This window comes from Xanthomonas albilineans, from assembly GCF_002939705.1.
GTDB lineage: Bacteria > Pseudomonadota > Gammaproteobacteria > Xanthomonadales > Xanthomonadaceae > Xanthomonas_A > Xanthomonas_A albilineans.
The window spans coordinates 19,814-31,904 of sequence record NZ_MDCB01000014.1 but is presented as its reverse complement, the minus strand read 5'-3'; the positions used below and the strand labels follow the sequence as shown (position 1 = coordinate 31,904).

Here is a 12,091-nt window from a genome sequence, read left to right as displayed (position 1 = left end):
CTCCCCGCCCGGCCACGATCCAATTGCCACACCGGTCAGCCTGCCGCGCCATGACCGCCCGAAACACTGCCGACGGGAGCGGCGACCAGAACGGCGCGCCTGGATGCACCGCAGGATCGTGTACACAACGGACAGCAGCGGCGCCGAATCCCAAACGATAGGAAGCCACATGCACGCGCGCCGTCATGCGTTGCGCCACTGGCAGTCTCAACACACTTCAGCAGGCCTCGTACTCCCGGCAACGTCCATCACATGCTCTCGCCGCTGCCGGATCTCGGCATCGCAGAAGCAGCGCTCGCCATGGTTTCAATGACCGTATGCGGCATACGCCGTACATCCCACGCCGCTTCATCCACACGGGCGGCTGCGCTCGATCATCACGCCCACGGCCTGTGCGCCGCGCACCGCACCCGGTTTGCTCAGCTTCAAACGCAACCAACGCACCGCGAACTCGTCCAAAACCATCGCCGCACAGCGCTCGGCCAAGGTTTCCACCAGGCCGTGATCGGATTGCTCGACCAACTCCACCATGCGCTTGCTGATCGCCTTGTAATTGAGCGTATCGGCAATATCGTCGCTGGCTGCGGGTATGCGGTTATCGAAACCCATTTCCAGGTCGAAACGCAGTGTCTGCCGGATCCGCCGCTCCCAAGCGTAGATGCCGATCAAGGCATCGATTTCCAGACCTTCGATAAAGACTTTATCCATTGCCAGCACCTGAAATTCGGGACTCGCCCCCGGCAACAGCAACAGTTGGAACATCGCTGGGGCTGTTGGTACGCGCACCCTGCGTCGGCAATCCCGCCACCAACGGCGGCAGCGACGCCATGTCCCAACGCGGGGTCACCTGCACGGCGGCCGTGGCGTCGTGTAGCCCGGCCTGCAAGCGCAACGCGCCGGCGAAGGCGATCATCGCGCCATTATCGGTGCACAGCGCCGGGCGCGGAAAGCAGGCGCGGCCACCGCGCGCCTGCGCCATCGCCTGCAAGCGCGCGCGCAGGCGCAGGTTGGCGCCGACACCGCCGGCGACCACAAGGGTATGGCTCCCGGCCGCATCCAACGCACGCTCGCACTTGATCGCCAGCGTTTCCACCACCGCGTCCTCGAAACCGCGCGCGATATCCGCGCGCACCGCGTCGGACTGGTCGCTGCCGCGCCAGGCCAGCAGCACCTGGGTCTTGAGCCCGGAAAAACTGAAATCCAGGCCCGGTCGGTCGGTCATCGGGCGCGCGAAACGAAAGCGCCCCGGCCTGCCCTGCGCGGCCAGTGCCGCCAACTGCGGACCGCCAGGATACGGCAGCCCCATCATCTTGGCGGTCTTGTCGAAGGCCTCGCCGGCCGCATCGTCCAGGGTTTCGCCGAGCAGTCGGTAACGGCCGATGGCCTCCACCGCGATCAACTGCGTGTGCCCGCCGGACACCAACAGCGCCACGAATGGCGGCGCCGGCACGCCGTGCGCCGGGTCGGGGTCTTCCATCAACGGCGCCAGCAAGTGGCCTTCCATGTGGTGTACGCCGATCGCCGGCACTTCCAACGCCCAGGCCAGCGCGCGGGCGACGCCGGCGCCGACCAGCAGCGCGCCGACCAGGCCCGGCCCGGCGGTATAGGCCACGGCATCCAAGTCGCGCACCCGCAGGCCGGCCTCGGCCAGGGTCTGGCGGATCAAGGGCAGCAGCTTGCGCACGTGGTCGCGGCTGGCCAGTTCCGGCACCACCCCACCGTATTCGGCGTGCAGGGCGATCTGGCTGTACAGCCCGTGCGCACGTAGCGCGGCCGCGCCGGAGCGGGCGGTGTCGTAGACAGCGACGCCGGTTTCGTCGCAACTGGATTCGATGCCGAGCACATTCATGAGTGCATTGTGGGGCCGAATCGGCGGCAGGCCAAACCCCACGCTTGCAGCCGGAGAATCCGTCGCTATAATGTGCGGCTCGCCGGGCTTGACCCGGCCACCCTTGTGTCCCGGAGATTCCATGCCCAGCGTCAAAGTCCGCGAGAACGAGCCCTTCGAGTTTGCGCTCCGCCGCTTCAAGCGCACCTGCGAAAAGGCCGGCGTACTGGCCGAAACCCGCAAGCGCGAGTTCTACGAAAAGCCGACCCAGGAACGCAAGCGCAAGGCCGCTGCTGCGGTGAAGCGCCAACTGCGCCGCACCTCGCGCGACGTCACCAAGCGCCAGCGCCTGTACTGAGGATCGCGGCCTACGGTAGCGCGGCCTGCGGGTCTGGGCAGGCGCTACGGTAAGCCCACGAAGCCGGCACGCGCAAGCGTCGCCGGCTTTTTGCGCTTCTCCTCGCCGCCTCCGCCACACGTCGCGATCAAACCGTTGTCGCCGTCGCGCCTGTACTCCCATGCGCAGCGGCTTGTCCCGGTGGCGTTGCCTAGAATGCCCCTGTCTTTTTCCTTCACTGTGGAATCCGTCATGCCCCTCAAACAGCAGCTCACCGACGACATGAAGGCCGCGATGAAGTCCGGCGACAAGCACAGCCTGGGCGTGATCCGGCTGATCAACGCCGCGATCAAGCAGAGGGAAGTGGACGAGCGCGTGGACATGGACGACGCCGCGGTGATCGCCGTGATGGACAAGATGGTCAAGCAGCGCAAGGACTCGGTGAGCCAGTACGAGGCCGCCGGCCGCGAGGATCTGGCCACGGTCGAGCGCGAAGAGATCGCGGTGATCGCGCGCTATCTTCCGGCCAAGCTCGGCGAGGCCGAGATCGTTGCCGCGATCCAGGCTGCGATCGCGCAGACCGGCGCCAGCGGTCCGGCCGACATCGGCAAGTTGATGGGCGCGCTGAAGCCGATGCTCGCCGGCAAGGCCGACATGGGCCAGGTCTCGGCCCTGGTCAAGCAGCAACTGGGCGGCTGATCCGGCGCGTCACGCTTCACCCATCTTTAGCGCAGGACTGCTACAACACCGGCAAGCCCGCGCTTTCACTTACCGCGCGCAGCGCGGGGCTGGTGTTTCGACGCCGCGCGCTTAAGGTTCTGGCGACCATGTCCCTATCATCCGCACGCCTGCACACGCACTTGGACCGCCTACAGCAGAGCCTGCCGGCGGCACTGGCACGGCGCTTCACCGAGATCGATCTGATGACCCAGGCCGCCTCGCTGTCGTTCTACGCGCTGCTGTCGCTGGCGCCGCTCCTGGTGTTGCTGCTGTGGCTGACCGCCTCGCTATATCCACAAGCGCAGCAAGCGCTGATCGCACAGATCGGGCAACTGGCCGGGAACGGCGCACGCGACGTCGCACAGACGGTGATCGACAACGCCAAGCACCAGCCCAACATCGGCTCGCTGGCCGGACTGTGGAGCACCTTGTTGCTGTTCGTCGGTGCCACAGCGGTATTCGCGCAACTGCAAAATGCGCTGAATCTGATCTTCCGCACCGACAAGCAGCAGCTCGACGGTTTCCTACCGTGGCTGAAGAAACGCGTGTTCTCTTTCGGCGTGGTCTTCGCACTGGGTTTCTTGCTGCTGATCTCGATGATCCTGACCACCGTGTTGCAGGTCGCCTTCGCGCGGATGCCATCGCTGCTGCCGGCGGTGGGCTACTTCTCCACGCTGGCGATCTACGTACTGGCCTTCGCCGTGCTCTACCACTACCTGCCAGATCGGCGCGTGGAGTGGCGGCAGGCGATCATCGGCGGGGCCATCACCGCCTGTCTTTTCGTGATTGGGCGCTATGCGATCGGCGTATACATCGCCACCGCCGCACCGGGCAGCGCCTACGGCTCCATGGGCGCGCCGGTGATCCTGCTGGTGTGGATCTACTACGCCACGGTGGTGTTCTTCGTCGGCGCGCTGATCACCGCCGTCATCGACGAGCGCCAGCGCGCGCGGCGCCCCCTCGACGACGCCGGGATCGACCCGCCCAGCGCCGTGACCGCAGCGCCGCCTCACTGAATCCACCACACCGCGCAGCACCCGATCCGTGGCGACGACGCACACGCGTGGCATCCTATGCCGATGGCCCGCATCCCCGACGCATTCATCGACGATCTGCTCGCCCGCACCGACATCGTCGAGGTGATCGGCACGCGCGTGCCGCTGAAGCGCCAGGGCAAGGAGTACGCGGCACGCTGCCCATTTCACGACGAGCGCTCGGCCTCGTTCACCGTCTCCCCGACCAAACAGTTCTATCACTGCTTCGGCTGCGGTGCGCACGGTACCGCGATCAGCTTCCTGATGAACTACGACCGCCTCGAATTTCTCGACGCGGTGGACGAGCTGGCCAAGCGCGCCGGGATGGAAGTACCGCGCGACGCGCAACAACGCGGCGCCGCACAAGCCGCCGGCGAAGACCATCGCGACCTGTACTCGGCGCTGGAAGCGGCGACGAAATTCTTCCAACGCCAGCTCGACACCAGCGACAAAGCACGTACCTATCTGGATGGTCGTGGCGTGGATGCGGAGAACCGCGCACGCTTCCAGATCGGCTATGCGCCAGACGGCTACAGCGCGCTCAAGGATGCCTTGGGCACCGACGAGCGTCGGCATAAGTTGCTCGACCGCGCCGGACTGTTCTCCAAGAACGACCGTGGCCACGTCTACGACAAGTTCCGCGACCGGGTGATGTTCCCGATCTTCGACCGCCGTGGGCGGGTGATCGCCTTCGGCGGCCGCGTCCTCGACAAGGACGATGGCCCCAAGTATCTGAACTCGCCGGAGACTGCGCTATTCCACAAGGGACGCGAGCTGTACGGCCTGTGGCAGGTGCGCCAGAGCAACCAGAAGATCGAGCGGCTGATCGTGGTCGAGGGTTACATGGACGTGGTCTCGCTGTTCCAGTTCGGCGTGACTCAGGCGGTGGCGACACTGGGCACGGCGACCACGCCGGAGCATGCCGAATTACTGTTCCGCAATGCGCCAGACGTGTTCTTCTGCTTCGACGGCGACGCCGCCGGGCGCCGCGCTGGCTGGAAGGCACTGGAATCGGTGCTGCCGCGAATGAAGGACGGACGCCAGGCATTCTTCCTGTTCCTGCCCGAGGGCGAGGATCCGGACACCATCGTGCGCAAAGAAGGCGCGGCGGCGTTCGACACGCGCCTCGCCCAGGCCACGCCACTGTCGCAATTTTTCTTCGACGAGCTGTCGCGCGAAATCAATCTGAGCACGCTCGATGGCAAGGCGCGTTTGGCCGAGCGCGCGCGACCGATGCTGGCGCAGATTCCCGACGGCGCGTTCGGCGACCTGATGCGCCAGCGCCTGACCGAACTCACCGGCATCGGCGCCGCCGCACCCGCCACTACATCGACAAGCCGACCGCCGCTGAGGCCAGCGCGGTCGGCGCACAAACGCAGCCTGGTGCGCGAGGCAATCGCACGTTTGCTGCAAGTGCCAGCGCTGGCGCTGGAGTTAACGCCGCCCTATCCGTTCGCTGGCCTGCGTCTACCCGGCGTCGAGTTACTCATCGAACTGTTGCAGATCGTGCATACACGGCCGGAAATCACCACTGGCGCGCTACTCGAACACTTCCACGAACGCGAGGAACTGGCCGCACTACAAAAATTGGTGGTGCAGGAGATTCCCGGCGACACCGCGAGCTGGCGTCAGGAGTTACTCGATGTGATGGTGCAACTGGAAAAACAGACCCTGCAACAACGCCTGGACGAACTGCAGGCCAAGCAACGCGCGCAAGGACTGGACGAGACCGATAAGTACGAACTACGCGAACTGCTGAAGATCCTTGCGACGTTGCGCTGAACGCTAGCCGGCGGATGCGATGCATTCGCCGGATGCTGCGAAACCTAACCTGGAGCAAATGATGTCCTTGAAGTGAATGCGAAGTCACCTGAAGCGCGTTGAGACAAGTCGACATCGCCGATGTCGCGGTGGCTTCTAACCTAACGTCGTCGACACATCGCCGAGCGCTTCAAGTCGCTTGAGCAAGGCATAGAACTCCGCCTCCATGTCCATTTCCACCGTTTGCCGTTTCTTCGCCGGCGGCACCACCGGCTTCAACCGATGCGCGATCAGCGCGGCGTAGGCGGTTGTATGTTGGGTTTCTGCCTGTTCAATGAACTCCCAAAGCGTGGTCGGGATGCCGCTCAACGTTCCCGAAAGTCGCTGGTTCGCAATCTGGCAGTACGCGATACCCGACGACGATGCATACTGCTTGGCAATATCGACAATGGCGTTGATCAACAACATCGGCGCGTTTGCATACAGCGTCTTGATCTGCTCGAGCATCGCGAGATCCCAGCCATGCGGCACCACGTCGTACGCGTTCCACAACACGCGATTCCATACCCGATAACCGTTGCCACTCGTCGGCGGCAATACCCTCGTGCATAGCTGCGCAAAAGCGGCATTTCCCGGTGTGGGGCCAGCGGTGGGATAGCAATACACCGCCGTGCACTCGTCCAGCCTGTGGGCATTCTTGAACCAGGTCGCCATGGTCGGCGACAACGCCCCCCCCAGGCTATGGCCAGCGAAAATCACGCTTGCGCCACTGCTGGTTACTTTCTTCAAAAATCCATCCAGCGTATCGCCAGGCGACACGCCAGACGGTGGACTCACCATGTTGAGCAAGTGCCAGACACCCAGCGCGGTGCCCATCGAGATGACCGGATTGGTCTGGCTCGGATGCAAGAGTCGAACCGGTGCGGTACTCGCGGTGGGATCGTAGGTCGAAAAGTCGACCACCTTGGCGACGTCGAAGTCCTCCACCACCCAGTCGTAGAGAGAGAACGCATTGGTGGCGGTGATCACCACAACGTAAACGTCCCCGGCGATATCGCCGAGGTTGCGCGTCTTGACGACGCACATGGCGTTGTCCGACCGATTGGAGTTCTCCGCCTGCCAGACCTGCGGCCCCCAGGCCAGCTCCCAGACCCCGATCGTCTGCGGCACCGGCGGCGACGCCAGCGTCGCCATGAGTACCTTTTGATAATCGGCCTGCAACGCTTGCGCCGTGCCAATTTGATTGCTGATCCAACTGGCCAGGGTCGAAAGCGCGAAGACGGTCTGATACGGGTCGTATCGCATATGCATGTTCCTAGTCGCTAGTAATTTATGGAAAAACGCCAGACGTGGAACACCTACTACCTTCGATATTGCCCGGCCGCATCCCCCATCAACACGATGCGCGGAAATTTAGCAAGCAACCGATCGGTGAACTTGGCAAAAGCCATCATTGCCACAGCATGCTGGAAAGTTGTCTACGCCGCGCGTCCGGACTCGCCTCCTGCGTCTTCGCTTCCTACAATGCAGACCCGACAACACCGCCCCGCGCCATGATCAGACCCTGGCTCGCTCGTCTGCGTATCGAACCATTCACCCTTTCGCTGTTGTGTACGGTGTTGCTGGCCTCGCTACTGCCGGTGTCCGGGCGCGCGGCGCGGATCATGGACGCGGTCACCGATCTGGCCATCGCCGCGCTGTTCTTCCTGCACGGCGCGCGGCTGTCACGCGAGGCCATCCTGGCTGGTGCGTTGCACTGGCGCCTGCACCTGACCATCTTCGCCGCCACTTTCATGCTGTTTCCGTTACTGGGCTTGCTATTGAAGCCGCTATCGCACTGGATGTTGACCCCGGCGTTGTACATCGGCGTGCTGTTCCTGTGCACGCTACCATCCACGGTACAGTCGTCGATCGCGTTCACCTCGATGGCCGGCGGCAACGTCTCGGCCGCCGTGTGCAGCGCCTCGCTGTCGAGCCTGCTTGGCGTGTTTCTGACCCCGTTGCTGATGGGCCTGCTGGCCGGCGCACAGAGCGCCATGGCCAATCCGCTGGAAGCGATGGGCAAGATCATGCTGCAGTTGCTGGTGCCGTTCCTGGCAGGTCATCTGTTGCGGCCATGGATCGGCACCTGGGTCGATCGCCGCCGCGCGCTGCTGCGCTACACCGACCAGGGCACGATTCTGCTGGTGGTGTACACCGCCTTCAGTGCGGCGGTGATCGAAGGTTTATGGCGCAAAACGCCGCTGCCGGCACTGCTCGGCGTGGCGGTGGTCGGAGCCTTGTTACTGGCGCTGGCAATGCTGCTGATCACCTTCAGCGCACGGCGACTGGGCTTTTCCCGCGAGGACGAAATCCCGATCGTGTTCTGCGGTTCCAAGAAGAGTCTGGCCACCGGCGTGCCAATGGCCAAGGTGCTATTCGCCAGTGGCAGCCTCGGCGCGATCGTACTGCCGGTCATGATTTACCATCAGATTCAGTTGATCGTCTGCGCGGTGATCGCACAGCGCTATGCGCAAACCGTGAAGTCGGCGCGCGGCCAATAAACCGATTCCTCGCATCTGCGGTGCGCATTTAGACGAGGGGAGACACCCGCCCGATGCCACGATCGTGTGCCCGGTCACGATCTTATAAGCACAGACGCAACCGTCATGTCCCCGCGGCGGCGGCACTGGGTAAAGTAGGGGACCGCTGTGGCCCCCGCCACGCCTCCCTCCCCTTACCGGTGCCCCATATGAGCCGTATGCTCCGCCGCCCCGCCATACTCTGCACAAGTCTAGCCACGTTGCTGGCCCTGAGCGCCTGCGAAAAGCCGCCCGCTCCGGCCACGCCCACGGCCGCCGCGCCAGCCCCCACCAAGGACAGTGCCGGCATCGCCTGGCGCGAGGGCGACCTCGACGATGCCTTCGCCGAAGCCCGTGAACAGAACAAACCCTTACTGCTCTACTGGGGTGCGGCGTGGTGCCCCCCCTGCAATCGACTCAAAGCCACGCTGTTCAAGGACCCGGCATTCATCGCCCGTACTCGCGCCTTCGTGGCGGTGCATCTGGACGGCGACTCGGAAAGTGCGCAAGCCTGGGGCGACCGTTTCGGTATCAAGGGCTATCCGACCATCATCGTGCTGCGCCCGGACCGCAGCGAAATCACCCGTCTGGCCGGCGACAGCGACACCGCCCATCTGGCCGAAGCGCTGCGGGTGGCGGCAACCCATACCTCCAGCTCGACACAATTACTGCAGCAGGCCCTGAAAGAACCGGCCACGCTCAGCAACGACGACTGGACCATACTCAGCCAATACGACTGGAGCGTAGATGGCGCGCACTTGATCAAGTCCGAACACACCGCCGACGTGCTCGCACGCCTGGCCGCCGCCGCGCCGCAGCCTGCGCTGCGCCGTCGCTTCGGGTTGTTGGCGCTGAGCATGGACAAAACCGGCACACCGACGCCCAAACAGCGCGCCGCCAATCGTGCCCTGCTACAGGCCGTGCTGTCCGATCCGGCCGAAGTGCGCGCCAACCTCGGCGCACTAACCTATTCGGCACGTGAACTGGTGCAGGCATCAGCGGCGAATGCAGCCGAGCGCGCTACGTTGTCGAGCGCGCTGACGCAGGCACTGGACAAAGTCTACACCGACAGTCGCTTGCCGATCAGTGATCGCCTGGAGACGGTCTATGCAGACATCGCGCTGGCGCGGCTGGCACAGGGCCAGCCGGAGGTGGAGACGCATACTCCGCCGCCACTGTCGGCGGCCTTGGTCGAAAAAATACGGCAACGCGCGCACTGGGCCGAACAGGCCGCACACAGCGATGCCGAACGCCAGTCCACGATCAGTAGCGCCGCCGACCTGCTCTATGTCATCGGCGACAAAGCCGGCGCCGAACAGTTGTTGCTCGCCGAACTCGGACGCAGCAAGACGCCTTACTACTACATGCCCGAATTGTCCGGGATGGCCGAGGAGCGCGGCGACAAGCAAACCGCGCTGTACTGGCTGAAGAAGGCCTATGCGAGCGCACAAGGCCCGGCCACACGGGTGCAATGGGGTGTGGTCTATGTCAAGGGCCTGATCCGCCTGCAACCGGACAACACAACCGCCATCGAAAACGCCGCAGGCCAGGTCATCGCCGAACTGGCTAGCCAGCCCGACGGCTACCATCAGCGTACCCGGCAGCGCTTCGACACCCTGGGCAAGGCACTAAAGGTCTGGAGCAAAAATCACAGCGGTAGCGCCGTGCTGGCACGCCTGCAGCAGAAAATGCAGCAGAACTGCGGCCACCAGGACACCGACAACTGCCAACACTGGCTGAGTTGAACCCCGTCGCGGTCGCGCAGGACGCGGTGCCGACGGCGCCGCGCCCTAACCCGGCAGCAACCAGTGATCGACCAGCAGGAACGCGAACAACGCCATCAGGTACACGATGGAGTAGCCGAACATTCGCATCGAGAACATCTCATCCGGCGGGTCGAGCATGCGCCAGGCGTACCAGAGAAACACCGCATCCAGCACCAGCGTGCCGCCAAGATAAAACACGCCACTCATGCCCACGACCACCGGCAACAAGGTCGCCACGACCAGCAGCAGCGTGTACACCAGAATTTGCTGACGCGTGTGCGCCACACCGTGGGTAATGGGCAACATCGGAATCGCCGCCTTGGCGTAATCGGCGCGACGGAAGATCGCCAGCGCCCAGAAATGCGGCGGCGTCCATACAAAGATGATCAACACCAGCAACGAAGCGTAGGCCCAGTCCCACTGGCCCTGCATACCGGTGATCGCGGCCCAGCCGAGCAGCGGTGGCGCGGCGCCGGCCAGGCCGCCGATGACGATGTTCTGCGGCGTGGTGCGCTTGAGGAACACCGTATAGATCACCGCATAGCCAATCAACGAAGCGAAGGTCAACACCGCTGTGATGACGTTGACCCACACCACCAAGACCGTCATCGACAGCGCGGTGAGCACAGCGGCGAACAACAACACCTGCCACGGCAGCACCTTGCCCACCACCAACGGACGCCAGGAAGTGCGCGCCATCTGCGCATCGATGCGCGCATCCAGCAACTGGTTGATCGCCGCCGCCGCCGAAGCGGCCAGCCAGATACCGAAGAAACCGAGCAGCCCGGTACGCACCTGCTCCCAGGTCGGCACGCCCGGGATCGCCAGACACATGCCGACCAAGGCGGTGAACACGATCAGCGCCACCACCTTGGGTTTGGTCAAATCCCAATAATCGCGCCAGTAGACGCCACGCGCGCTCATTGCGGCGCTCGCAACCGCGCCAGCAGCGACACCAGTACGAACAGCAATGCCACCGCACCCGCGTTGTGCAACACCGCCACCGGCAACGGCAGCGCCAACTTGACGTTGAGAATGCCCAGGCTGATCTGAGCAAGCAGTAACACCAGCAGCGCCACCGCCCAACCGCGCATGCCCGGCGAACGGCTCAGACGCCAGCCCAACCACACCAGATAAGCGGACACGCCCAGCGCCATCATCCGATGCGCCATCTGGATGGCGATGCGCGCCGCGCCGTCGAGGACACCGCCTTCGTAGTCCACGCCGATGGCACGCCACAGGGTGAAACCGGCACGGAAATCGTGCGGCGGCCACCACTGGCTGACGCAGCGCGGGAAATTGTCCGCCGACCAGCTGCCGCCGCCGCAGGCCAATGCCGCGTAGTTGGCGCTGACCCAACCGCCAAGTGCGATCTGCACCACCAGCAACCCCACGCCGATGCGCAGCAGCCACTGCAACTGCACCACATCGGCCAGGGTGATCGGCAAGTGCGTGGCGCGCCAGGCCATCCACACCAGCAACGAGAACATCGTCAAAGCACCCAGCAGATGCCCCATCACCACGATCGGCTTGAGCAGCAGAGTCACCGTCCACATTCCCAGCAACGCCTGGAAAATCACCACCGTCAGGGCCAACACCGCCACGCGGGCAAGATCGGCATTGGACCAGCGCCACGCCGCCAGCAACAGCATCCCCTCGGCGCTCACCGCCAACCCCATTGCCAGCACCGGCCAGCCGGACATGTACAGTGGAATCGACAGCGCCACCAGCAGCGCGGCCGCGAGGATCCGGACAATCCCCAGCCGACGTCGACGCGCCGCCAGCAGCGACAGCACCAACACCTCCACCCCCAGCGCACCGGCGAGAAAACGGTGTACCTGCTCGCGCCAGGCTTTGTGCGTCTCCAGCGGACGGATCTTGCTGGCCGCATGGGTGTTGGCTTCGGCACTGGTCTGCGGCCATGTCACCCGACCGTAGCAGGTCGGCCAGTCCGGGCAGCTCATGCCCGCATCGGACAGGCGCACGAACGCACCGAACATGATGGTGCTGGCGGTGAACAGCGCCGCCAGCCAGGCCATGCGGTGGAAGTGGCGGAACAGCGCCGGCGGCGCGAACAAGCTCAT

At 64.3% G+C, this 12,091-nt stretch carries 11 protein-coding genes; 6 read left to right on the top strand and 5 right to left on the bottom strand.

Annotated features, from left to right (window positions below; all coding sequences use genetic code 11):
- Positions 1–348: 348 nt before the first annotated feature.
- Both folB and tsaD read right to left on the bottom strand, forming a co-directional pair.
- On the bottom strand, positions 349–708 hold the full coding sequence (folB, locus tag XalbCFBP2523_RS12465) for a dihydroneopterin aldolase (protein ID WP_012914970.1): 360 nt from the start codon (positions 706–708) through the stop codon (positions 349–351).
- On the bottom strand, positions 701–1,849 hold the full coding sequence (gene tsaD / locus XalbCFBP2523_RS12460) for a tRNA (adenosine(37)-N6)-threonylcarbamoyltransferase complex transferase subunit TsaD (RefSeq protein WP_230599017.1): 1,149 nt from the start codon (positions 1,847–1,849) through the stop codon (positions 701–703). The genes folB and tsaD overlap by 8 nt, the downstream gene beginning before the upstream one ends.
- Positions 1,850–1,970: 121 nt before the next feature.
- On the opposite strand from tsaD, the gene rpsU reads away from it, so the two are divergent.
- From rpsU to dnaG, 4 genes are all read left to right on the top strand, one after another.
- On the top strand, positions 1,971–2,186 hold the full coding sequence (gene rpsU / locus XalbCFBP2523_RS12455) for a 30S ribosomal protein S21 (RefSeq protein ID WP_003465342.1): 216 nt from the start codon (positions 1,971–1,973) through the stop codon (positions 2,184–2,186).
- 231 nt (positions 2,187–2,417) lie between these two features.
- On the top strand, positions 2,418–2,864 hold the full coding sequence (locus XalbCFBP2523_RS12445) for a GatB/YqeY domain-containing protein (RefSeq protein WP_045765213.1): 447 nt from the start codon (positions 2,418–2,420) through the stop codon (positions 2,862–2,864).
- Between the two features lie 128 nt (positions 2,865–2,992).
- The gene (locus XalbCFBP2523_RS12440; RefSeq protein WP_045756699.1) at positions 2,993–3,901 is read left to right on the top strand and encodes a YihY/virulence factor BrkB family protein; all 909 of its coding nucleotides are present in this window, start codon (positions 2,993–2,995) and stop codon (positions 3,899–3,901) included.
- 63 nt (positions 3,902–3,964) lie between these two features.
- Positions 3,965–5,701, top strand: coding sequence for a DNA primase (gene dnaG / locus XalbCFBP2523_RS12435; protein WP_012914966.1), 1,737 nt, complete (start codon positions 3,965–3,967; stop codon positions 5,699–5,701).
- 135 nt (positions 5,702–5,836) lie between these two features.
- On the opposite strand, the gene XalbCFBP2523_RS12430 is transcribed toward dnaG, so the two are convergent.
- Positions 5,837–6,874, bottom strand: a complete 1,038-nt coding sequence (locus XalbCFBP2523_RS12430) for a lipase family protein (RefSeq protein ID WP_249027729.1) — start codon at positions 6,872–6,874, stop codon at positions 5,837–5,839.
- Positions 6,875–7,233: 359 nt separating this feature from the next.
- On the opposite strand from XalbCFBP2523_RS12430, the gene XalbCFBP2523_RS12425 reads away from it, so the two are divergent.
- Both XalbCFBP2523_RS12425 and XalbCFBP2523_RS12420 read left to right on the top strand, forming a co-directional pair.
- Entirely contained in the window at positions 7,234–8,223 is a 990-nt protein-coding gene (locus XalbCFBP2523_RS12425) for a bile acid:sodium symporter family protein (RefSeq protein WP_045765211.1), read from the top strand.
- A 188-nt stretch (positions 8,224–8,411) separates the two neighbouring features.
- Positions 8,412–9,986, top strand: a complete 1,575-nt coding sequence (locus tag XalbCFBP2523_RS12420) for a thioredoxin family protein (RefSeq protein ID WP_045765210.1) — start codon at positions 8,412–8,414, stop codon at positions 9,984–9,986.
- Positions 9,987–10,031: 45 nt separating this feature from the next.
- Here the strand turns inward: XalbCFBP2523_RS12420 and cyoE are convergent, their stop codons facing one another.
- Together cyoE and XalbCFBP2523_RS12410 are read right to left on the bottom strand one after the other, a co-directional pair.
- Positions 10,032–10,931: a heme o synthase gene (gene cyoE, locus XalbCFBP2523_RS12415; RefSeq protein WP_045765209.1), complete on the bottom strand. Its 900-nt coding sequence runs from the start codon at positions 10,929–10,931 to the stop codon at positions 10,032–10,034.
- Positions 10,928–12,091 carry a COX15/CtaA family protein gene (locus XalbCFBP2523_RS12410; protein WP_045765208.1) on the bottom strand — a complete coding sequence of 388 codons (1,164 nt, stop codon included), beginning with the start codon at positions 12,089–12,091 and terminating at the stop codon, positions 10,928–10,930. The genes cyoE and XalbCFBP2523_RS12410 overlap by 4 nt, the downstream gene beginning before the upstream one ends.

What these genes read in the sequence shown, in the direction of transcription:
- folB (WP_012914970.1), bottom strand. Translation starts at nt 708, where the DNA reads ATGGATAAAGTCTTTATCGAAGGTCTGGAAATCGATGCCTTGATCGGC.
- XalbCFBP2523_RS12410 (WP_045765208.1), bottom strand. Translation starts at nt 12,091, where the DNA reads ATGAGCTTGTTCGCGCCGCCGGCGCTGTTCCGCCACTTCCACCGCATG.
- XalbCFBP2523_RS12420 (WP_045765210.1), top strand. Translation starts at nt 8,412, where the DNA reads ATGAGCCGTATGCTCCGCCGCCCCGCCATACTCTGCACAAGTCTAGCC.
- cyoE (WP_045765209.1), bottom strand. Translation starts at nt 10,931, where the DNA reads ATGAGCGCGCGTGGCGTCTACTGGCGCGATTATTGGGATTTGACCAAA.
- XalbCFBP2523_RS12430 (WP_249027729.1), bottom strand. Translation starts at nt 6,874, where the DNA reads ATGGCGACGCTGGCGTCGCCGCCGGTGCCGCAGACGATCGGGGTCTGG.
- XalbCFBP2523_RS12440 (WP_045756699.1), top strand. Translation starts at nt 2,993, where the DNA reads ATGTCCCTATCATCCGCACGCCTGCACACGCACTTGGACCGCCTACAG.
- rpsU (WP_003465342.1), top strand. Translation starts at nt 1,971, where the DNA reads ATGCCCAGCGTCAAAGTCCGCGAGAACGAGCCCTTCGAGTTTGCGCTC.
- dnaG (WP_012914966.1), top strand. Translation starts at nt 3,965, where the DNA reads ATGGCCCGCATCCCCGACGCATTCATCGACGATCTGCTCGCCCGCACC.
- tsaD (WP_230599017.1), bottom strand. Translation starts at nt 1,849, where the DNA reads ATGAATGTGCTCGGCATCGAATCCAGTTGCGACGAAACCGGCGTCGCT.
- XalbCFBP2523_RS12445 (WP_045765213.1), top strand. Translation starts at nt 2,418, where the DNA reads ATGCCCCTCAAACAGCAGCTCACCGACGACATGAAGGCCGCGATGAAG.
- XalbCFBP2523_RS12425 (WP_045765211.1), top strand. Translation starts at nt 7,234, where the DNA reads ATGATCAGACCCTGGCTCGCTCGTCTGCGTATCGAACCATTCACCCTT.